The sequence below is a fragment of the Pseudomonas sp. IT-P12 genome, from assembly GCF_949767465.1.
Lineage (GTDB): Bacteria > Pseudomonadota > Gammaproteobacteria > Pseudomonadales > Pseudomonadaceae > Aquipseudomonas.
This window is the reverse complement of sequence record NZ_CATKPY010000021.1, coordinates 888,700-908,500: the sequence shown is the minus strand read 5'-3', so window position 1 is coordinate 908,500 and position 19,801 is coordinate 888,700. Positions and strand designations below refer to the sequence as shown.

Genomic DNA, 19,801 nt, shown 5'->3' with positions numbered 1-19,801 from the left:
CTAGTAATTTTTTTTAAAAAAGCCCTCAAGCAACCTGCCATGACGACGATAACTATTACGAAGGTTCTCTAGGCCACACCCGGCGGTTGCCAGGGCCGGAAGCCGCAGTACCCAACCAACGAGGAATTCGTCATGGCTTTAACCGTAAACACTAACGTTACATCGTTGAACGTTCAGAAAAACCTGAACAAAGCTTCCGATGCTCTGTCGACTTCGATGACCCGTCTGTCTTCCGGTCTGAAAATCAACAGCGCCAAAGACGACGCCGCCGGCCTGCAAATCGCTACCCGTATGACCTCGCAGATCCGCGGTCAGACCATGGCGATCAAAAACGCCAACGACGGTATCTCCATCGCTCAGACCGCTGAAGGCGCGATGCAGGAACAAACCAACATCCTGCAACGTATGCGTGAACTGGCTGTTCAATCCCGAAACGACAGCAACAGCTCCGATGACCGTGACGCTCTGAACAAAGAGTTCAGCCAAATGGCTGCCGAGCTGACCCGTATCGCCGGTTCGACCAACCTGAACGGCAAAAACCTGCTCGACGGTTCCGCCAGCACCATGACCTTCCAGGTTGGCTCCAACACTGGCGCTACCAACCAGATCACTCTGGACCTGAACGGCAAGTTCGACGCCGTGAGCCTGGGCATCACTTCCGGCATCACCATCGCCGGTTCGTCCACCACTATCGCTGAGACCAACTTCTCGGCTGCAGTTGGCGCGATCGATACCGCTCTGAAGACCATCAACGCCAGCCGTGCTGACCTCGGTGCTGCACAAAACCGTCTGACCAGCACCATCTCCAACCTGCAGAACATCAACGAAAACGCCAGTGCTGCACTGGGTCGCGTACAAGATACCGACTTCGCTGCTGAAACTGCACAGCTGACCAAGCAGCAAACTCTGCAACAAGCTTCCACCTCGGTTCTGGCTCAAGCCAACCAGCTGCCATCCGCTGTACTGAAACTGCTTCAGTAATAGCCGGTGAGTTTTGGCGGGGGAGTGCGCTTGTCGCGCTCTCTCGCTTTTTCGATTAAAGAGAGGTGATGGACATGGATATGAGCGTGAAGCTGAACTTGTCTTATCCTGCAGCCAAGCAGGCGACGCCTGTCGCTGAAGCGACTGCGGAAAAGCCTCGAGCCGATGCTGCGCCTGTGGCATTGGTCAAGGATGAGCCCAAAGATGCAAAAAGTGACCAGGACAAGTTGAAGACGGCTGTCCAGGAGATTGAAAAGTTTGTTCAATCGCTCAAGCGTAACCTGGAGTTCTCGATCGATGAGCCTTCAGGCAAAGTGGTTGTCAAAGTCATTGCCAGCGACTCCGGTGAGGTGATCCGTCAGATCCCCAACGAAGAAGTCCTGAAGTTGGCCAATAGTTTGAATGACGCCAGCAGTCTGCTGTTCAGCGCGAAAGTCTGACAGCTGGCATGAAATTTGTTGCTATGTTCTTTTGGGCGTTGTAGTGGTCAAAAGACCGGCGAGACACTGAAGGGAGATCTACATGGCAAGTCCAATTCTACCGGGCACGGGCTTAGGCTCTGGCCTCGACACCGGCGCCATCGTCAAGGCGCTGGTCAACGCTGACAAAGCGGCCAAACAGGGCCAGATCGATCGTGGTACCACGACCAACACGGCTTCGATCTCCGGTGTGGGTACCCTGAAATCATTGCTCGCCACCTTTCAGACGGCAATGAAGAGCCTTGGCAATACCACCGAACCCCAATTCACGGGTTTCGTTGCTACGTCGTCCGACGCCAAGGTGCTGACCGCCACGGCCAACAATTCGGCTGTCAGTGGCATCTACAAGATTCACGTCGATAAGCTCGCAACCGGTTCCAAGGTCGCTACCGCCGCGTATGCCGACGGGTCCAAGGCCTCGGTCAACAACGGTGCCGCTGGCGTCCTGACCATTACCCAGGGAACGCCTGGTGGGGCTGATAAAACCTACAACCTTGACGTGCCAGCGGGCTCTACGCTCGAGTCTGTCGCCAAGGCCCTGAACGACAAGTATCAATTCAGTGGCCTCAGCGCCAGCGTGGTCACCGACAACTTCGGTTCCCGTTTGGTCGTGGGCTCGGTCAACACCGGTAAAGGCAGTGACATCACGCTCAGTGGTGTTCCAGGCCTCGAAGCCAATGGCAAGCAAGTGATGACGACGCCTGCGTCAGCGACCACCTCGGGTGCTATCGGAGCACTTGCGCAGGACGCCGAGTTCACGCTGGACGGCATGGCAATCACCAGCCCGACCAACAAGCTGGACAAGACCTTGTCGGGTCTTTCCATAACCCTGCAGGGGACGGGCGACTCCCAGATTTCGATCGGGGCCAACACCGATGGCCTGAAAGCGTCGATCCAGAAATTCGTCGATGCCTACAATGCGGTGGCGAACGCAATCAGCTCGTTGACCAAGCCATCCCTGGATGACGATGGTAACCCCACCATCCCGGCGGCATTGACCGGCGACGCCATGCCTCGTTCAATCCTCGCAGCCATGCGCGGACCGTTGGCGGAAACCGGTAACGGCGACAAGCTGACCGTGCTTTCGCAGTTGGGGATCACCACCGACCAGAAAACGGGTGCGCTGAACTTCGATACCACCAAGTTCAATGCGGCAATGACCGATAAGAAGCTCGGCGGGGAAGTGCAGACGCTTTTCTCGGGTGAGAACGGTCTGCTGGCTCGGATGGACAAGGCAATTTCGCCTTACACCGAGACCGGCGGAATTCTCGACACTCGCACCACTGCCTTGAACAAGACCAAGACCAAACTGGCCAACGACCAGTTGGCGCTGGACCGTCGGATCGAGTCCCTGACCGCTGTGCTGACCAAGAAGTACAACGACATGGACACTCTGGTCGGCAAGCTGAAGGCGACTGCGAGCAACATCACTTCGATGTTCGAAGCGATGAACGCACAGCAGAAGAACAGCTGACAGCCCCATAGCGCCAAAAGCCCGGCAGCGTTTTAAAGCGCTCCGGGCTTTCGTGTTTGGTGGCTAAAGTTTTTTGACGCATCGTCGATACACTGGTTATACGAACCAAAAGCTTTTTGATGAGGTAGAACATGAATCCAATGTTAGCCCTTCGCCAATACCAGAAGATTGGCGCCCAGGCGCAAACTTCCGAGGCCAGCCCTCATCGTCTGGTGCAGATGCTGATGGAAGGCGGCCTGGATCGTATCGCGCAGGCCAAAGGTGCGATGGAGCGCAAGGATATTCCGGCCAGAGGTGTCCTGATCGGCAAGGCCATCGGCATCATCGGTGGTTTGCTCGAAGGTCTGGACCTGGAAAATCAATCGGAATCGGTTGGCGAACTGGCCAATCTGTACGAATACATGATGAAGCGCCTGACCGAGGCCAACGCCAAGGCCGACCCGAAGATTCTCGACGAAGTCGCTGACCTGCTGCGCACGGTCAAGGACGGTTGGGATGCCATCGGTACGCCGGCTCCGCAGTTTTAAGGAGATCACCCATGAGTCTTGTACTGCAGCGAATCGAACAAACCCGCGAAGGCCTGGTGGATGCACTGGCCCAGCGAAACTGGGAAGCCATCGGTGAGTTGGACCTGGCTTGCCGTTCCTGCATGGAAGACGTCTTGAGTGAGGCTTCGGTGGACGAAGCGGCGTTGCGCGATAACCTCGAGGAGTTGCTGGGGGTCTACAAGCAGCTTCTCGAGGCGGCTACCGGGGAGAGGCAGGCGATCGTCGAAGAGATGTCGCAGATCCACCAAGCGCAGAGCGCGGCAAAGGTATACCATCTGTTTGGTTAATTGAGCTCAGTTAATCCAAGCGAGTGCGCCATAAATTTGACTGTGCACGGTTTTTTGACTTAACTAGTGGCTGGTTGCAGATTTCAGGCGTCTACAGGCATAAGATGTCTGCAAGCGTCTAGCTTGCCCCGAATTCTTGGGCATTGAGTTGACTAGGGAAGTTGCTATTGCATGTGGCGTGAAACCAAAATTCTGCTGATCGATGACGATAGCGTCCGCCGCCGCGACCTGGCGGTGATTTTGAATTTTCTCGGCGAAGAAAATTTACCCTGCGGTAGCCATGACTGGCAGCAGGCTGTCGGCTCTTTGTCATCAAGTCGTGAAGTGATCTGTGTCCTCATCGGAACGGTCAATGCGCCTGGTGCACTTCCGGGCTTGTTAAAGACACTCTCGACCTGGGATGAGTTCCTTCCGATTTTGCTGATGGGCGATAATTCTTCCATCGACCTGCCGGAAGACCAGCGCCGCCGCGTGCTTTCGACCCTCGAAATGCCGCCCAGCTACAGCAAATTGCTTGATTCCCTGCACCGTGCCCAGGTCTATCGCGAGATGTATGACCAGGCGCGCGAGCGCGGTCGTCACCGTGAACCCAATCTTTTCCGTAGCCTTGTCGGCACCAGCCGGGCGATTCAACACGTCCGTCAGATGATGCAGCAGGTTGCCGATACCGACGCCAGCGTGCTGATTCTGGGCGAGTCCGGGACCGGCAAGGAAGTGGTGGCGCGCAACCTGCACTACCACTCCAAGCGCCGTGACGCCCCCTTCGTTCCGGTCAACTGCGGGGCGATCCCGGCCGAGTTGCTGGAAAGCGAGCTTTTCGGTCATGAGAAGGGCGCCTTCACCGGGGCAATCACCAGCCGCGCCGGGCGTTTTGAGCTGGCCAATGGCGGCACGCTGTTCCTCGATGAAATCGGCGACATGCCGCTGCCGATGCAGGTCAAGTTGCTGCGCGTGTTGCAGGAGCGCACCTTCGAGCGCGTGGGCAGCAACAAGACCCAGAGCGTCGATGTGCGCATCATCGCGGCGACCCACAAGAATCTCGAAAGCATGATCGAGATCGGCACCTTCCGCGAAGACCTGTACTACCGCCTGAACGTATTCCCGATCGAAATGGCGCCGCTGCGTGAGCGTGTCGAAGACATTCCTTTGCTGATGAACGAGCTGATCTCGCGCATGGAGCACGAAAAGCGCGGCTCGATCCGTTTCAACTCGGCGGCGATCATGTCGCTGTGCCGTCACGGCTGGCCGGGCAACGTCCGCGAGCTCGCCAACCTGGTGGAGCGCATGGCGATCATGCATCCGTACGGGGTGATCGGCGTGGTCGAGTTGCCGAAGAAATTCCGCTACGTCGACGATGAAGACGAGCAACTGGTCGACAGCCTGCGCAGCGATCTGGAAGAGCGCGTGGCCATCAACGGTCACACGCCGGACTTCACCACCAGTGCCATGCTGCCGCCGGAAGGCCTGGACCTGAAGGACTACCTGGGCGGTCTCGAACAAGGGCTGATCCAGCAGGCGCTGGACGACGCCAATGGCATCGTGGCGCGTGCCGCCGAACGTCTGCGGATCCGTCGCACCACCCTGGTGGAGAAGATGCGCAAGTACGGCATGAGCCGTCGTGACGGTGATGAACAGGCGGATGATTGACGCCTGTTTTTCAAGTCCTTCATTTGTAGGCGGTTTTTTTTAGGCACGGGTATTGCTAAGTCCCTCGCAACGTTCCGTTTCACTGACGGTCAGCCAAGCGAGAGAGCACGATGCCCCAAGCCGCCCAGATGTCTCCTGTCCCTGACGTTTCGGGGCACCCGTCGTCCGTAGAGCAGGCCAGTCGGCAAGGCCTTGAGCAGGCATTCGCGCTGTTCAGCCAGATGTCCAGCCAGTTGACGGATTCCTACAGCTTGCTGGAGGCCCGGGTCACCGAACTCAAGGGCGAGTTGGCGGTGGTCAGTGCCCAGCGCATGCAGGAACTGGCGGAAAAGGAGCGTCTGGCCAACCGCCTGCAAAACCTCCTCGACCTCTTGCCCGGTGGCGTGATCGTCATCGACGCCCACGGCATCGTGCGCGAAGCCAATCCCGCAGCGTGTGAGTTGCTTGGCCTGCCCCTCGAAGGTGAGCTGTGGCGTCATGTGATTGCCCGCTGCTTCGCGCCGCGTGAAGACGACGGCCATGAAGTGTCCCTCAAGGACGGTCGACGCCTGTCGATTGCCACCCGCTCGCTGGATGCCGAACCTGGTCAACTGGTGTTGCTCAACGACTTGACCGAAACCCGCCATCTGCAAGATCAACTGGCCCGTCACGAACGCCTGTCGTCACTCGGCCGCATGGTTGCCTCGCTCGCCCATCAGATCCGCACGCCGTTGTCCGCTGCGTTGCTCTATGCCAGTCATTTGACCGAGCAGGCGTTGCCGGTCGACACGCAACAGCGTTTTGCCGGACGCTTGAAAGAGCGTTTGCATGAGCTCGAACATCAAGTGCGCGACATGCTCGTGTTCGCGCGCGGCGAATTGCCGCTGATCGATCGTGTCACGCCGAAGGGGCTGATGCAGTCCCTGCAGTCGGCGGCCTCGACCCACGTCCAGGGGTTGCCGATTCGTTGGCAGTGCGACAGCCATGCGGGGGAGTTGCTGTGCAATCGCGACACCCTGGTCGGGGCGATCCTGAACCTGATCGAGAACGCCATCCAGGCCAGTGCGGGTGACGTTCGCCTGAAAGTCCATCTCTACACCCGTGACAAGCACCTGCGGGTGTCGGTCAGCGACAGCGGCAGCGGTATCGACACCCAGGTGCTGGCACGTCTTGGCGAACCTTTTTTTACCACCAAGGCCACCGGAACCGGCCTCGGCCTGACCGTGGTCAAGGCGGTGGCACGGGCTCATCAGGGAGAGTTGCGGTTGCGCTCGCGACCCGGTCGCGGCACGTGTGCGCAGGTGATCCTGCCGCTTTTTTCCGGTGAAAGACTCAACGCTCTCGCAGCGGAGTGAAAGAACATGGCAATCAAGGTTTTACTGGTCGAGGATGACCGCGCGCTGCGCGAGGCACTGGCGGATACGCTGCTGCTCGCGGGGCATGACTACAAGGCTGTCGGTTCGGCGGAGGATGCGCTGGAAGCGGTGGGGTGCGAAGCGTTCAGCCTGGTGCTCAGCGACGTCAATATGCCGGGCATGGACGGGCATCAGTTGCTCGGTTTGTTGCGGGCGCGTCAGCCGCAGTTGCCGGTGTTGCTGATGACGGCTCACGGCGCCGTGGAGCGTGCCGTCGACGCCATGCGCCAGGGGGCGGTGGACTATCTGGTCAAGCCGTTCGAGCCCCGGGCACTGCTGGACCTGGTGGCTCGCCACGCGCTGGGCAGTCTCGGCGCGGCCGACAGCGAAGGGCCTGTGGCGGTTGAGCCGGCCAGTGCGCAATTGCTCGAGCTGGCCGGGCGAGTGGCCCGCAGTGACTCCACGGTGTTGATTTCCGGCGAGTCCGGGACCGGCAAGGAAGTCCTGGCGCGCTACATTCATCAGCATTCGCATCGTGCCAGCCAACCTTTCATCGCCATCAACTGCGCCGCCATTCCTGACAACATGCTGGAGGCGACGCTGTTCGGCCATGAAAAGGGCTCGTTCACCGGTGCCATCGCGGCCCAGGCCGGCAAGTTCGAACAGGCCGACGGCGGGACCATTCTGCTCGACGAAATTTCCGAGATGCCCCTGGGGCTGCAGGCCAAGTTGCTGCGTGTGTTGCAGGAGCGCGAAGTCGAGCGTGTGGGGGCGCGCAAGCCGATCACGCTGGACATTCGCGTGGTCGCGACCACCAACCGCGACCTGGCCGGTGAAGTGGCGGCAGGGCGGTTCCGCGAAGACCTCTACTATCGTTTGTCGGTGTTTCCGCTGGCCTGGCGTCCGCTGCGCGAGCGTACTGCCGATATCCTGCCGCTGGCCGAGCGCCTGCTGGTCAAGCACGTCAATAAAATGAAGCATGCTGCTGCCAGGCTGACGCCTGAGGCGCAGGCCTGCCTGATCGGCTATCCGTGGCCAGGTAACGTGCGCGAGCTGGATAACGCGATCCAGCGTGCATTGATCCTGCAGCAGGGTGGTTTGATCCAGCCGCAAGACTTCTGTCTCGCCGGGCCGGTTGCCTGTGCACCCTTGCCGACTGCAACGCCATCGCCGGTACGTGCGGTGGAGATCGAGGCCGAGCCGGCCGGGGCGCTGGAGGACGATCTGCGTCGCCGTGAATTCCAGATGATCATCGACACGCTGCGCGCCGAGCGTGGACGCCGCAAGGAGGCGGCTGAGCGTTTGGGGATCAGCCCGCGCACCCTGCGCTACAAGCTGGCGCAAATGCGTGATGCCGGGATGGATGTCGAGGCGTATCTGTTCGCCAGCTGATGACCTGATGTCTCCCTGTCTGTGGGGTGAGCCTGCTCGCATTGAGCGCGAAGACGCTCCGGGCATTCAGAGGGCCGACGTTTTCGTTGGCGAGCTTCGCGAGCGGGGGCTTTTGTGCGTGATGTCGATCGAGCTGGCACCCTTGTTGCTAACACCTATGTATCGCTGAGTGAGTGTCAAAAAAATGCGTGCCGCCATTGAGAGTAGAACATGAGCCAAGGTATTGAATTTAATCGATTGATGCTGGATATGCGTGCCATGCAAATGGATGCCATGTCTGCGCCGAAATCGACGGCCGCCGTGCCTGAAATGAGTGGCAGCAGTTTTTCCGACATGCTCGGCCAGGCCGTCAATAAAGTGAACGATACCCAGCAGGCGTCGAGCCAGTTGGCCACTGCTTTCGAGATCGGCAAGAGTGGCGTCGACCTGACGGACGTGATGGTCGCCTCGCAAAAGGCCAGTGTGTCTTTCCAGGCGTTGACCCAGGTGCGCAACAAGCTGGTTCAAGCCTATCAAGACATCATGCAGATGCCGGTTTAAGGACGAGATTGAGTCATGGCAGAAGCAGTCGCCGATAACGTTCCGGCCAAGGCCTCCCCGATAGACGGCAAACCGCCGCTGTTCGGCTTGTCCTTCCTGGAAAACCTCTCCGAGATGACCATGTTGCGTCAGGTAGGCCTGTTGGTCGGCCTGGCCGCGAGCGTGGCGATTGGCTTCGCCGTAGTGTTGTGGTCTCAACAGCCGGACTACCGGCCTCTGTACGGCAGTCTTGCCGGTATGGACGCCAAGCAGGTCATGGACACCCTGGCCTCCGCTGATATCCCCTACACCGTCGAACCGAACTCCGGTGCCTTGCTGGTCAAGGCCGATGACCTGTCCCGTGCGCGACTCAAGCTCGCGGCGGCGGGCGTCACGACAGGCGACGGCAACATCGGCTTCGAGATTCTCGACAAGGAACAGGGTCTGGGCACCAGCCAGTTCATGGAAGCGACCCGTTATCGTCGTGGCCTGGAAGGTGAGCTGGCGCGGACCATTTCCAGCCTGAACAACGTCAAGGGTGCCCGTGTGCACCTGGCTATCCCGAAAAGCTCGGTGTTCGTGCGCGATGAGCGCAAGCCAAGCGCTTCGGTGCTGGTCGAACTGTATTCCGGTCGCTCGCTGGAGCCGGGCCAGGTGATGGCGATCATCAACCTGGTGGCGACCAGCGTTCCCGAACTCAGCAAGTCGCAGATCACCGTCGTCGACCAGAAGGGCAACCTGCTCTCGGATCAGGCGGAAAACTCTGAACTGACCATGGCTGGCAAGCAGTTCGATTACAGCCGTCGTATGGAAAGCATGCTGACCCAGCGTGTGCACAACATCCTGCAACCGGTATTGGGCAACGATCGCTACAAGGCCGAAGTGTCGGCCGACGTGGATTTCAGTGCCGTCGAATCGACCTCCGAGCAGTTCAATCCGGACCAGCCGGCATTGCGCAGCGAGCAGTCGGTCAACGAACAGCGCACCGCCAGCAATGGCCCGCAAGGCGTGCCGGGTGCCCTGAGCAACCAGCCGCCAGCGCCGGCCTCCGCACCACAGACCACCGGCGGGGCGACCGCGCAGGCTGGCATGGTGCAGCCTGGCCAGCCGCTGCTGGACGCCAACGGTCAGCAGATCATGGACCCGGCCACCGGCCAGCCGATGCTGGCGCCGTACCCGGCGGACAAGCGTCAACAATCCACCAAGAACTTCGAGCTCGACCGTTCCATCAGCCACACCAAGCAGCAGCAGGGTCGCTTGAATCGCCTGTCGGTGTCGGTGGTGGTGGACGATCAGGTCAAGGTCAACGCGGCCAACGGCGAAACCACCCGTGCGCCATGGAGCGCCGACGAATTGGCGCGCTTCACCCGACTGGTGCAGGACGCGGTCGGCTTCGACGCCAGCCGTGGCGACAGCGTCAGCGTGATCAACATGCCGTTCTCCACCGACCGCGGTGAAGTGATTGCCGACATTCCGTTCTACTCCCAGCCCTGGTTCTGGGACATCGTCAAACAGGTACTGGGCGTGCTGTTCATCCTGGTGCTGGTGTTCGGTGTACTGCGTCCGGTGCTCAACAACATCACCGGCGGTGGCAAGGGCAAACAACTGGCCGGCATCGGCAGCGACGTGGAGCTCGGCGGCATGGGCGGCCTGGACGGCGAACTGGCCAACGATCGCGTCAGCCTTGGTGGGCCGACCAGCATCCTGTTGCCGAGCCCGAGCGAAGGCTATGACGCACAGTTGAACGCAATCAAGAGTCTGGTGGCAGAAGATCCGGGTCGCGTGGCCCAGGTCGTGAAAGAGTGGATTAACGCAGATGAGTGATAACCGAGCCGTTGCCGCCAAACTGACCCGGGTCGACAAAGCCGCGATTCTGCTGCTGTCCCTGGGGTCTACCGATGCCGCACAAGTGCTGCGCCACATGGGCCCCAAAGAGGTTCAGCGGGTGGGTGTGGCCATGGCGCAGATGGGGAACGTGCATCGCGAACAGGTCGAGCAGGTGATGAGCGAGTTCGTCGATATCGTCGGCGACCAGACCAGCCTGGGCGTCGGTTCCGACGACTACGTGCGCAAGATGCTGACCCAGGCCCTGGGCGAAGACAAGGCCAACGGCCTGATCGATCGCATCCTGCTGGGTGGCAACACCAGCGGCCTGGACAGCCTGAAGTGGATGGAGCCGCGCGCGGTCGCCGACGTGATCCGTTACGAGCACCCGCAGATCCAGGCGATCGTGGTGGCGTACCTCGACCCGGACCAGGCCGGTGAGGTCCTGGGCAACTTCGACCACAAGGTGCGTCTGGACATCATTCTGCGGGTATCCTCGCTGAACACCGTACAGCCGGCGGCCCTGAAAGAACTCAACCAGATTCTCGAGAAGCAGTTCTCCGGCAACTCGAATGCTTCGCGCACCACCCTGGGTGGCATCAAGCGCGCGGCCGACATCATGAACTTCCTCGACAGTTCGATCGAAGGTCAACTGATGGATTCGATCCGCGAAGTCGACGAAGACCTGTCCGGTCAGATCGAAGACCTCATGTTCGTGTTCAACAACCTGGCCGATGTCGACGACCGCGGTATTCAGGCGCTGCTGCGCGAAGTGTCGTCCGACGTGCTGGTCCTGGCCCTCAAGGGGTCGGACGAAGGCGTCAAGGAAAAGATTTTCAAGAACATGTCCAAGCGGGCGGCCGAACTGTTGCGCGACGACCTCGAGGCCAAGGGCCCGGTGCGCGTCAGCGACGTGGAAACCGCACAGAAGGAAATCCTCACCATTGCTCGCCGTATGGCCGAAGCCGGAGAAATCGTTCTCGGCGGGAAGGGCGGCGAAGAGATGATCTAATTTCACTATGTCGTCCAAACATGATGAGTCCCCCACCGACCTGATCCGTGCCAGGGATGTCAGTGGGTTCGACGTCTGGTCGTTGCCCAGCTTCGACCCGCCTGCCCCGGAGCCCGAGCCGGAACCCGAGCCGGAACCACCGGAAATCGAGGAAGTGCCGCTGGAGGAAGTCCAGCCGCTGACGCTCGAAGAACTCGAAGCCATTCGCCAGGAGGCCTACAACGAAGGCTTCGCGACCGGCGAGAAAGAGGGTTTCCACAGCACCACACTCAAGGTCCGTCAGGAGGCCGAAGCGGCCCTGACGCCGAAAATCGCGGCGCTCGAACAGCTGATGGTCAACCTGTTCGAACCCATCGCCGAGCAGGACACGCAGATCGAAAAGTCCTTGGTCGACCTCGTGCAGCACATCACCCGCCAGGTGATCCAGCGCGAACTGGCCATTGACTCGACGCAAATCGAGCACGTCATGCGCGACGCTCTGAAGTTGTTGCCGTTGGGCGTGGGCAATGTTCGTCTGTACATCAACCCGCAGGATTTCGAACAGGTCAAGGCCCTGCGCGAGCGCCATGAAGAAACCTGGCGCATCGTCGAGGACGAAGCCTTGTTGCCTGGCGGTTGTCGGGTCGAAACCGAGCACAGCCGGATCGATGCCACGGTCGAAACGCGTGTGGCCCGGGTCATGGACAAGCTGTTCGATCAGTTGCACGAGCAGGCCTTGCACCCGTCTGCGCCGGACCTGAGCCTGGAACTGCCGGTCGCTCCGGCGCCTGCTGCCGCGCCTGAGCCGGAAGAACCCGATGCGCCTTGAACGCACCAGCTTTGCCAAGCGCCTGGGCGGTTACGCCGAGGCCACGGAGTTGGCCGGCGCGCCGATCCTCGAAGGTCGCTTGCTGCGCATGGTCGGCCTGACCCTCGAGGCTGAGGGTTTGCGTGCCGCCATGGGCAGCCGGTGCATGGTCATCAACGACGACAGTTACCACCCGGTACAGGTCGAAGCCGAAGTCATGGGTTTCTCCGGCAGCAAGGTGTTCCTGATGCCGGTCGGCAGCGTGGCCGGCATTGCGCCGGGCGCGCGGGTGGTGCCACTGGCGGATACCGGTCGCTTGCCAATGGGCATGAGCATGCTCGGACGGGTGCTCGACGGCGCCGGTCGTGCGCTGGACGGCAAGGGCGGGATGAAGGCTGAAGACTGGGTGCCGATGGACGGCCCGACGATCAACCCGCTCAAGCGCCACCCGATCAGCGAGCCGCTGGACGTGGGCATTCGCTCGATCAACGGCTTGCTGACGGTCGGTCGTGGCCAGCGACTCGGGCTGTTCGCCGGTACCGGCGTGGGCAAGAGTGTGCTGCTGGGCATGATGACGCGCTTCACCGAGGCCGACATTATCGTCGTCGGGCTGATCGGCGAGCGGGGTCGTGAGGTCAAGGAGTTCATCGAGCACATTCTCGGTGAAGAAGGCCTCAAGCGTTCCGTGGTCGTGGCGTCCCCGGCGGACGATGCGCCGCTGATGCGGATGCGTGCCGCGATGTACTGCACGCGGATTGCCGAGTATTTTCGCGACAAGGGCAAGAACGTCCTGTTGCTCATGGATTCGTTGACCCGTTTCGCCCAGGCCCAGCGGGAAATCGCCCTGGCCATCGGCGAGCCGCCGGCGACCAAGGGTTATCCGCCATCGGTGTTCGCCAAGCTGCCGAAGCTGGTGGAGCGCGCCGGTAATGCCGAGAAGGGTGGCGGCTCGATCACGGCGTTCTATACCGTGCTGTCCGAAGGCGACGACCAGCAAGACCCTATCGCCGACTCGGCGCGGGGCGTGCTCGACGGGCATATCGTCCTGTCCCGACGCCTGGCTGAAGAGGGCCATTACCCAGCCATCGATATCGAAGCGTCCATCAGTCGGGTGATGCCGTCGGTGGTATCGCCGGAGCACATGGCGCGGGCGCAGTATTTCAAGCAGTTGTGGTCGCGTTATCAACAGAGCCGCGACCTTATCAGCGTCGGTGCCTATGTCGCCGGTGGTGACCGGGAAACCGACCTGGCGATTTCCCTGCAGCCGCAACTGGTCAAGTACCTGCGCCAAGGGCTTAACGACAGCATCAGCCTGGGCGAGAGCGAAGCCTACCTCGGTTCGATCTTCGCGCCGGCAGCTGGCGGTTAACCGGTCATGGCGCAGAGTCGGGCAGGGCGCCTGGCGCCGGTGGTGGAGATGGCCGAGAAGGCCGAAAAAACCGCCGTCCAGCGCCTGGGGTATTTTCAGGGCCAGGTACGCCTGGCGGAAAGCAAACTCGCCGACCTCGAGGCCTTCCGCCTGGACTATCAGGAGCAGTGGATCATTCGCGGCAGCAGTGGCGTCTCGGGCCAATGGTTGCTGGGGTACCAGGGCTTTCTGGCGCAGTTGGGCGTGGCGATCGATCAACAGCGCCAAAGCCTGGTCTGGCATCAGAACAACCTGAACAAGGGGCGGGAAGCCTGGCAGCAGGCCTACGCACGGGTCGAGGGGTTGCGCAAACTGGTGCAACGCTACGCCGATGAAGCCCGGCAACTGGAAGACAAGCGCGAACAGAAATTGCTGGACGAATTGTCCCAGCGGTTGCCGCGTGAGCATCCTTATTGACTCAGGTGGACCGCGTTATCGGTCTTCGCGGGCCAGTTGCAGGTGCCCTTGAATGCACCGCCGCTCTTCGGCCTTGCCCCTGTCTGCGCCAAGTGCTAAACCTTGTACAACGTTGTTCACTAATGACAAGGAAGCCATGCAATGTCAGTCGTTACTGAAGTCTCTCCCGATGGACAAAAGCTGACAATATCGATCAAGGGACGCTTCGATTTCGCCAAGCACCAGGCGTTCCGCGAGTCCTACGAATTTCTTCAGCCAAAGCCCGACTACTTCGAAGTGAACCTGAAAGACGCCACCTACCTCGACAGTTCGGCGCTCGGCATGCTGTTGCTGTTGCGTGACCATGCCGGTGGCGAGAATGCCGATATCAGGTTGACCCACGCCAATGCGGATGTGCGCAAGATTCTCGCCATTTCCAACTTCGAACATATCTTTGACGTGGTATGAGCATCGTGCAACCGATGCTCGAAGCGCTGACGATCCTGATCGCCGAGGACAGTGCGGCTGATCGCATGCTGCTGTCGAGTATCGTGCGCCGCCAGGGCCACGACGTGCTCACTGCGGCCAATGGCGCCGAAGCGGTCGAAGCGTTTCGCCAGCAACGACCGCAGTTGGTGTTGATGGACGCGATGATGCCGGTCATGGACGGATTCGAGGCGGCGCGGCAGATCAAGGACCTGGCCGGGGAAACCCTGGTGCCGATTATCTTTCTGACGTCGCTCAGCGAAAGCGAAGCTTTGGCCCGTTGCCTGGAGGCGGGTGGTGACGACTTTCTGGCAAAACCCTACAACCAGGTGATCCTCGCCGCCAAAATCAAGGCGATGGACCGCTTGCGCCGGTTGCAAGCCACGGTGCTGGAGCAACGGGACCAGATCGCCAGGCACCATGATTACCTGCTCAACGAACAGCGCGTCGCCAAGGCCGTGTTCGACAAGGTCGCCCATTCCGGCTGCCTGAACGCCCCCAATATCCGTTATCTGCAATCACCCTACGCGTTGTTCAACGGCGATTTGCTGTTGGCGGCATTCACCCCGGCCGGCGACATGCATGTGCTGCTGGGCGATTTCACTGGGCACGGCCTGCCCGCCGCCGTCGGAGCCATGCCACTGGCCGAGGTTTTCTACGGCATGACCGCCAAGGGTTACGGCCTGGCGGAAACCCTGCGGGAGATGAACGCCAAACTCAAGCGTATCCTGCCGGTCGACATGTTCTGCTGCGCGACGCTGCTGAACCTGAGTTTCCAGCGGCGCTCGGTGGAGGTCTGGAATGGCGGAATGCCGGATGGCTATCTGCACAGCATCGCCAGCGGCGAGCGCACCCCGTTGAAAGCCCGGCATTTGCCGCTCGGGGTGCTGAGTCCGCAGGCTTTTGATGACCGCACCGAGGTGTATCCGATGGCCTTGGGCGATCGGGTGTTCCTGTTGTCCGACGGGGTCATCGACACCTGCGACGCTCACGAGCGCCTGTTTGGCGTGGAGCGTTTGCAGCAGGTGTTTGCGGCCAATCGCGACCCGGACCGACTGTTCGAGGAGATCGACCAGGCGCTGCGGGATTTCCGCGGCGAGGCCCGCGACGATGTCAGCATGGTCGAGGTGAGCCTGGTGGAAGCGGCGCAGTTGAGTCCGCCGGCATTGGTTTATTCCGATAGCGGCCAATCCTGTCCGCTGGACTGGTCGGTGAGTTTCGAGTTTCGCGCCGCCACCCTCAAACGCTTCAATCCGCTGCCCTATCTGTTGCAACTGCTGCTGGAAGTCCACGGTCTGCGCGCGCAGAGCGGAGCGCTCTACAGCGTGCTGGCGGAGTTGTATTCCAACGCCCTGGAGCATGGCGTACTGGGGCTGGACTCAAGCCTCAAGCGCGATGTCTCGGGCTTTACCCGCTACTATCAAGAACGCAATGCGCGCCTGGACGAGCTCCAGGAAGGTTACGTGCGAGTCCATTTGCAGGTTACGCCAAGGGACGAAGGCGGTTGCCTGACGATTCGGGTGGAGGACAGCGGCAAGGGCTTTGACGTCGAACGAGTGATGGCGCGCCCGTTGGACGGCATCCGTTTGTCGGGTCGCGGCGTCAGCCTGATTCGTCAGTTGGGTCGAAATGCCAACTGGTGCGACGATGGTCGTACCGCCTGCGTGGAGTTTTTCTGGGAGGCTCTGGCATAATCCACGCATTCTTGATCAAGGAGTGAACAAGTGGCTGACACACACCTGAACCGCGACGTGCTCAGCGCGTTGCAAGAGGTCATGGGCGATGAGTATTCGATGCTGCTGGATACCTTCCTGGCCGACTCCGAAGAGCGCCTGAGTCAGTTGCACGAGACGGGCGATGCCGAAACGCTGGGTGCCACGGCACACAGTTTCAAGGGCAGTTGCAGCAACATGGGCGCCACTCGCCTGGCCCAGTTGTGCCATGAGCTCGAGCAACGCAGCAAGCAGAAGCCGCTGTCGGGCATCGAACGACTGGTCGGTGAAATCGATGGCGAATTCGCGATTGTCCGTCCGCTCTATGAGGCGGAACGCCAGCGTTCCCTTGCTCAAAGCACGACCGTCCAGCGCTTTTAACGCATATTTGTAAAAGCTGGCTCAACCCTTGCAGCAATCTCCGTAACTGTACCTACGATTCCAGTGCAGCGGAGACCGTTTTCATGCCCGTTACCCCCAATATTCTTCTTCAGGCCACCGCGCAGGCCAAGACTCAAGCCGCCTCCGCCAATTCATCGGCGCTGACCGCAGAGCCTGGGGACAAGGCGTCCAGCTTCGCTCAGGTCTACGCCAATCAATCCCAGACCAAGCCCTTTGCCATGGCCGATGCACCGGCTAGGCCGGCGCGGGACAAGGCGCCGGAAAAGACCCCGGACAACGCCGGCAAGAAAGACCTGAGCGACAACAAATCTGCCGCCTCGGAGCCGACGGTTGCCGATAGCGGCAAATCCTTGCCCGCCGAAAAGCCGGCGCCCGCCGACGACAAGACCGCCAGCGACGACACGGCGGACGGCGATGCGAATGCGGCGCCGGTAGCGGACACCGCGCCGGTCGATCCGGCCCTCGATCCCGCCTTGCTGCCGGTGATACAACCGGTGGTCACGGAGCCCGCACCGCAGGCGGCACCGGTGGTCGCCACCGTGCAGCCACAGGTCGAAGCACCTGTCGCTGCGGCCGTGGTGACGACGCAGCCAGCCGTTGCCGCCGACAGCGATTTCGATCCCGAAGCCGACCCGCTCGACGCGCTTCCTGCGGTGCGTATGGCCATGGAGCAGGGGGGGCATATTTCGGCAGCCAGTCAGGCACAGCCCAAGGCGGCGCCGACGTCGGCGCAGGCGCAGGCTGATGGTGAGCCGACTTCCGCGCAGAACTTCGCCGCCGGCATGGCCAGCATGCTCGATGTACAGGCTGACAAGGACAGCACCAGTCAGGGTGGAGAGAAGGCATTCAGCGGGCTGATCAGCGACGGCCTCAAGGACCTGAAATCCGCCAGCAGCGATACCCGTGTCGACGACTTCGCCAACCGTCTGGCGGCGTTGACCCAGGCGGCTACGCCAAAAACCGCCAACGCCTTGCCGGTCAACCAGCCGATCGCCATGCATCAGAACGGCTGGACCGAGGAAGTGGTGAACCGGGTCATGTACCTGTCCAGCGCCAATCTCAAGGCGGCCGATATCCAGTTGCAGCCGGCTGAGCTGGGGCGGCTCGATATCCGCATCAACATGGTTCCGGACCAGCAGACCCAGGTAACGTTCATGAGTGCTCATCCGAGCGTTCGTGAGGCGCTGGACGGGCAGATCCATCGCTTGCGCGATATGTTTGCCCAGCAGGGCATGGGACAGGTCGACGTCAACGTCTCCGACCAGTCCCGCGGTTCGCAGCAAGGCCAGGAACAGGCTCAACAGAGTCAGGGTGGTCGCACCAACGCCAGCGGCGGTCGCCTCGATGCCTCGGATGACGAACTCGCCTCCGGCATTGCCGAAGCCGCCGCCACGGCAACCAGCGTGATCGGCACCAGCGCGGTGGATTACTACGCCTGAACTGATTCACTCCTCTCCTTGTGGGAGCGGGCGGGCTTGCGAATGAGCCAGCCAGGCATCGAAACGGTGTCTGGCTGGCGCTTTCGCGAGCCAGCCCGCTCCCACAGTCGTTTGTGGTGAGCGTTCTGGCATAACACTTGCTCTTTCCTCTCCGTGCGACTGTGAAACCCCGAATAGTGACGGATTATTGGCATGGCGAAGAGCGAAGCTGCAGCAGTAAAAGACCCCGCAACCAAAGGCAAACTCAAGCTGATCATCGCGGGCGTGGTGGCTCTGCTGCTGGCGATCGGCTTGTCGGTAGGGGCCACCTGGTACTTCATGCACAGTGCCCAGAGCAAGCCTGCCGCACCGGTCGAAGCCGCACCGGTCGGCCATCAACCGGCGGTTTTCGAGGCCATGGCGCCAGCCTTCGTGGCCAACTACAACCAGAACGGCCGTCAACGCTACATGCAGGTGAGCATCACCATGCAGGCCCGCAGCCAGGCCGACCTCGATGCGCTCAAGGTGCACATGCCGGTCATCCGCAACAACCTGGTCATGCTGTTCTCCGGGCAGGATTTCGCGACCCTGGCGTCGCCGGTCGGTCAGGAAATGCTGCGCCAGAAAGCCACGGCCAGCGTCCAGGAAGTGGCGCAGAAGGAACTCGGCAAAGTGGTCATCGAACAGTTGCTTTTCACTAATTTCGTACTGCAGTAGGAACACGACATGGCCGTGCAGGACCTGCTGTCCCAGGATGAGATCGACGCGCTGTTGCATGGCGTCGACGATGGTCTGGTACAGACCGATATCGCTGCCGATCCCGGCAGCGTAAAAAGCTATGACCTGACCAGCCAGGATCGCATCGTCCGTGGACGCATGCCGACCCTGGAAATGATCAACGAGCGTTTTGCCCGCTACACGCGCATCAGCATGTTCAACATGTTGCGTCGCTCGGCGGACGTGGCGGTCGGTGGTGTGCAGGTGATGAAGTTCGGCGAATACGTGCACTCGCTGTACGTGCCGACCAGCCTCAACCTGGTCAAGATCAAACCCTTGCGCGGCACGGCATTGTTCATTCTCGACGCCAAACTGGTGTTCAAACTGGTGGACAACTTCTTCGGCGGCGACGGCCGTCACGCGAAGATCGAAGGGCGTGAATTCACCCCGACCGAACTGCGCGTGGTGCGCATGGTGCTGGAGCAGGCCTTCGTCGATCTGAAGGAAGCCTGGCAGGCGATCATGGAAGTGAACTTCGAGTACATCAACTCGGAAGTGAACCCGGCCATGGCCAACATCGTCGGTCCGAGCGAAGCCATCGTGGTGTCGACCTTCCACATCGAGCTCGATGGCGGTGGCGGCGACCTGCACGTGACCATGCCGTACTCGATGATCGAACCGGTGCGGGAAATGCTCGATGCCGGCTTCCAGTCGGACCTCGACGACCAGGACGAACGCTGGGTCAACGCCTTGCGCCAGGACGTGCTGGATGTCGATGTGCCGATCGGCGCCACGGTTGCCCGTCGCCAGTTGAAGCTGCGCGACATCCTGCACATGCAGCCGGGGGATGTCATCCCGGTGGAAATGCCCGAAGACATGATCATGCGCGCCAACGGCGTGCCGGCCTTCAAGGTCAAGATGGGCTCGCACAAAGGCAACCTTGCCTTGCAAGTGATCGAGCCGATCGAGCGTCGTTGA

The 19,801-nt window shown here is 60.9% G+C and carries 20 protein-coding genes; all 20 read left to right on the top strand.

Annotated elements, in window-relative coordinates; all coding sequences use genetic code 11:
• The first annotated feature begins 132 nt into the window (after positions 1 to 132).
• The 20 genes from ACM6IM_RS13200 (at position 133) to fliM (ending at position 19,801) form a co-directional block, all read left to right on the top strand.
• Positions 133 to 981, top strand: coding sequence for a flagellin domain-containing protein (locus ACM6IM_RS13200; RefSeq protein WP_371048913.1), 849 nt, complete (start codon positions 133 to 135; stop codon positions 979 to 981).
• A 74-nt stretch (positions 982 to 1,055) separates the two neighbouring features.
• Positions 1,056 to 1,421: a flagellar protein FlaG gene (locus ACM6IM_RS13195; protein WP_414865499.1), complete on the top strand. Its 366-nt coding sequence runs from the start codon at positions 1,056 to 1,058 to the stop codon at positions 1,419 to 1,421.
• Positions 1,422 to 1,503: 82 nt separating this feature from the next.
• Positions 1,504 to 2,934: a flagellar filament capping protein FliD gene (gene fliD / locus ACM6IM_RS13190; RefSeq protein WP_414865342.1), complete on the top strand. Its 1,431-nt coding sequence runs from the start codon at positions 1,504 to 1,506 to the stop codon at positions 2,932 to 2,934.
• Positions 2,935 to 3,065: 131 nt separating this feature from the next.
• Positions 3,066 to 3,461, top strand: a complete 396-nt coding sequence (fliS, locus tag ACM6IM_RS13185; protein ID WP_201189740.1) for a flagellar export chaperone FliS — start codon at positions 3,066 to 3,068, stop codon at positions 3,459 to 3,461.
• A gap of 11 nt (positions 3,462 to 3,472) precedes the next feature.
• Positions 3,473 to 3,769, top strand: a complete 297-nt coding sequence (locus tag ACM6IM_RS13180; RefSeq protein WP_201189738.1) for a flagellar protein FliT — start codon at positions 3,473 to 3,475, stop codon at positions 3,767 to 3,769.
• Between the two features lie 171 nt (positions 3,770 to 3,940).
• Positions 3,941 to 5,416, top strand: a complete 1,476-nt coding sequence (locus ACM6IM_RS13175) for a sigma-54 dependent transcriptional regulator (RefSeq protein ID WP_192302135.1) — start codon at positions 3,941 to 3,943, stop codon at positions 5,414 to 5,416.
• 110 nt (positions 5,417 to 5,526) lie between these two features.
• On the top strand, positions 5,527 to 6,750 hold the full coding sequence (locus ACM6IM_RS13170) for a sensor histidine kinase (RefSeq protein ID WP_414865341.1): 1,224 nt from the start codon (positions 5,527 to 5,529) through the stop codon (positions 6,748 to 6,750).
• Positions 6,751 to 6,756: 6 nt separating this feature from the next.
• Complete coding sequence (locus tag ACM6IM_RS13165; RefSeq protein ID WP_201189736.1) at positions 6,757 to 8,142, top strand: sigma-54-dependent transcriptional regulator; 1,386 nt, start codon at positions 6,757 to 6,759, stop codon at positions 8,140 to 8,142.
• A gap of 210 nt (positions 8,143 to 8,352) precedes the next feature.
• Entirely contained in the window at positions 8,353 to 8,682 is a 330-nt protein-coding gene (gene fliE, locus ACM6IM_RS13160) for a flagellar hook-basal body complex protein FliE (RefSeq protein ID WP_192302132.1), read from the top strand.
• A 15-nt stretch (positions 8,683 to 8,697) separates the two neighbouring features.
• Complete coding sequence (fliF, locus tag ACM6IM_RS13155) at positions 8,698 to 10,485, top strand: flagellar basal-body MS-ring/collar protein FliF (protein ID WP_414865340.1); 1,788 nt, start codon at positions 8,698 to 8,700, stop codon at positions 10,483 to 10,485.
• The gene (gene fliG / locus ACM6IM_RS13150) at positions 10,478 to 11,497 is read left to right on the top strand and encodes a flagellar motor switch protein FliG (protein WP_192302130.1); all 1,020 of its coding nucleotides are present in this window, start codon (positions 10,478 to 10,480) and stop codon (positions 11,495 to 11,497) included. The genes fliF and fliG overlap by 8 nt, the downstream gene beginning before the upstream one ends.
• Before the next feature lie 7 nt (positions 11,498 to 11,504).
• Positions 11,505 to 12,305 (top strand): flagellar assembly protein FliH, encoded by an 801-nt coding sequence (gene fliH, locus ACM6IM_RS13145; protein WP_201189731.1) that lies wholly within the window; start codon positions 11,505 to 11,507, stop codon positions 12,303 to 12,305.
• A complete protein-coding gene (gene fliI, locus ACM6IM_RS13140) occupies positions 12,295 to 13,653 on the top strand; it encodes a flagellar protein export ATPase FliI (RefSeq protein WP_192302128.1) in 1,359 nt (452 codons plus the stop codon). Before fliH ends, fliI begins: the two co-directional genes overlap by 11 nt.
• A 6-nt stretch (positions 13,654 to 13,659) precedes the next feature.
• On the top strand, positions 13,660 to 14,109 hold the full coding sequence (fliJ, locus tag ACM6IM_RS13135; protein ID WP_192302127.1) for a flagellar export protein FliJ: 450 nt from the start codon (positions 13,660 to 13,662) through the stop codon (positions 14,107 to 14,109).
• Positions 14,110 to 14,250: 141 nt separating this feature from the next.
• Positions 14,251 to 14,556, top strand: a complete 306-nt coding sequence (locus tag ACM6IM_RS13130) for an STAS domain-containing protein (protein WP_192302126.1) — start codon at positions 14,251 to 14,253, stop codon at positions 14,554 to 14,556.
• 5 nt (positions 14,557 to 14,561) lie between these two features.
• Positions 14,562 to 16,268, top strand: coding sequence for a SpoIIE family protein phosphatase (locus ACM6IM_RS13125; RefSeq protein WP_318653490.1), 1,707 nt, complete (start codon positions 14,562 to 14,564; stop codon positions 16,266 to 16,268).
• Between the two features lie 30 nt (positions 16,269 to 16,298).
• A complete protein-coding gene (locus ACM6IM_RS13120) occupies positions 16,299 to 16,667 on the top strand; it encodes an Hpt domain-containing protein (protein WP_192302124.1) in 369 nt (122 codons plus the stop codon).
• 83 nt (positions 16,668 to 16,750) lie between these two features.
• Positions 16,751 to 18,127, top strand: coding sequence for a flagellar hook-length control protein FliK (locus tag ACM6IM_RS13115; RefSeq protein ID WP_414865339.1), 1,377 nt, complete (start codon positions 16,751 to 16,753; stop codon positions 18,125 to 18,127).
• Positions 18,128 to 18,319: 192 nt separating this feature from the next.
• Entirely contained in the window at positions 18,320 to 18,823 is a 504-nt protein-coding gene (gene fliL / locus ACM6IM_RS13110; RefSeq protein ID WP_192302122.1) for a flagellar basal body-associated protein FliL, read from the top strand.
• Positions 18,824 to 18,832: 9 nt separating this feature from the next.
• The gene (fliM, locus tag ACM6IM_RS13105) at positions 18,833 to 19,801 is read left to right on the top strand and encodes a flagellar motor switch protein FliM (protein ID WP_192302121.1); all 969 of its coding nucleotides are present in this window, start codon (positions 18,833 to 18,835) and stop codon (positions 19,799 to 19,801) included.

Excerpts from the sequence above, each read along its gene's own strand:
- ACM6IM_RS13200 (WP_371048913.1), top strand. The coding sequence starts at position 133 with ATGGCTTTAACCGTAAACACTAACGTTACATCGTTGAACGTTCAGAAA.
- ACM6IM_RS13195 (WP_414865499.1), top strand. The coding sequence starts at position 1,056 with ATGGATATGAGCGTGAAGCTGAACTTGTCTTATCCTGCAGCCAAGCAG.
- fliD (WP_414865342.1), top strand. The coding sequence starts at position 1,504 with ATGGCAAGTCCAATTCTACCGGGCACGGGCTTAGGCTCTGGCCTCGAC.
- fliS (WP_201189740.1), top strand. The coding sequence starts at position 3,066 with ATGAATCCAATGTTAGCCCTTCGCCAATACCAGAAGATTGGCGCCCAG.
- ACM6IM_RS13180 (WP_201189738.1), top strand. The coding sequence starts at position 3,473 with ATGAGTCTTGTACTGCAGCGAATCGAACAAACCCGCGAAGGCCTGGTG.
- ACM6IM_RS13175 (WP_192302135.1), top strand. The coding sequence starts at position 3,941 with ATGTGGCGTGAAACCAAAATTCTGCTGATCGATGACGATAGCGTCCGC.
- ACM6IM_RS13170 (WP_414865341.1), top strand. The coding sequence starts at position 5,527 with ATGCCCCAAGCCGCCCAGATGTCTCCTGTCCCTGACGTTTCGGGGCAC.
- ACM6IM_RS13165 (WP_201189736.1), top strand. The coding sequence starts at position 6,757 with ATGGCAATCAAGGTTTTACTGGTCGAGGATGACCGCGCGCTGCGCGAG.
- fliE (WP_192302132.1), top strand. The coding sequence starts at position 8,353 with ATGAGCCAAGGTATTGAATTTAATCGATTGATGCTGGATATGCGTGCC.
- fliF (WP_414865340.1), top strand. The coding sequence starts at position 8,698 with ATGGCAGAAGCAGTCGCCGATAACGTTCCGGCCAAGGCCTCCCCGATA.
- fliG (WP_192302130.1), top strand. The coding sequence starts at position 10,478 with ATGAGTGATAACCGAGCCGTTGCCGCCAAACTGACCCGGGTCGACAAA.
- fliH (WP_201189731.1), top strand. The coding sequence starts at position 11,505 with ATGTCGTCCAAACATGATGAGTCCCCCACCGACCTGATCCGTGCCAGG.
- fliI (WP_192302128.1), top strand. The coding sequence starts at position 12,295 with ATGCGCCTTGAACGCACCAGCTTTGCCAAGCGCCTGGGCGGTTACGCC.
- fliJ (WP_192302127.1), top strand. The coding sequence starts at position 13,660 with ATGGCGCAGAGTCGGGCAGGGCGCCTGGCGCCGGTGGTGGAGATGGCC.
- ACM6IM_RS13130 (WP_192302126.1), top strand. The coding sequence starts at position 14,251 with ATGTCAGTCGTTACTGAAGTCTCTCCCGATGGACAAAAGCTGACAATA.
- ACM6IM_RS13115 (WP_414865339.1), top strand. The coding sequence starts at position 16,751 with ATGCCCGTTACCCCCAATATTCTTCTTCAGGCCACCGCGCAGGCCAAG.
- fliL (WP_192302122.1), top strand. The coding sequence starts at position 18,320 with ATGGCGAAGAGCGAAGCTGCAGCAGTAAAAGACCCCGCAACCAAAGGC.
- fliM (WP_192302121.1), top strand. The coding sequence starts at position 18,833 with ATGGCCGTGCAGGACCTGCTGTCCCAGGATGAGATCGACGCGCTGTTG.